Genomic DNA, 436 nt, shown 5'->3' with positions numbered 1-436 from the left:
CAGGTGTGCTGCGCCTACCTCGAACTGGCCGAGCCCGACCTGCCCACGGCGGTGCGCGGGCTGGCCGGCCGGGGCGTGCGGCGGCTCACGGTGGTGCCGATGTTCCTGGGCACGGGCAAGCATGCGCGGGAAGACCTGCCCCTGCTCGTGCAGGCGCTGCGCGAAGAGCATCCGGACATGGAGGTCATCGTGCAGGGCGCCATCGGCGAGGACCCGCGCATGACGGCGCTGATGGCCGAGATCGCGGCCGGCCGCTGAGCACGGCACCGGAGGCGGTCCACCCCGCCCCGCCCGCATCCTTCCGGCGGCACGGACCCTGGCGCCAGCGGCGCATGCCACGGTTTTCCACCGCCAGGCCGGCATGGCTTAGATGGCTGCCGCATAATTGCAACCATCTTTAGCAGCAATCAGATATGAACCTGCACCAGTTCCGCTT

The 436-nt window shown here is 70.0% G+C and carries 1 protein-coding gene; it reads left to right on the top strand.

Annotated features, from left to right (window positions below; all coding sequences use genetic code 11):
* Nucleotides 1-258 (top strand): CbiX/SirB N-terminal domain-containing protein (locus GVL52_RS32200; RefSeq protein ID WP_200848014.1); only part of this gene is annotated, 258 nt, incomplete at its 5' end.
* Nucleotides 259-436: the final 178 nt, after the last annotated feature.

Source organism: Rhizobium sp. 18055 (assembly GCF_902706285.1).
Lineage (GTDB): Bacteria > Pseudomonadota > Alphaproteobacteria > Rhizobiales > Rhizobiaceae > Rhizobium.
This window is presented reverse-complemented; position numbering and strand designations above follow the sequence as displayed.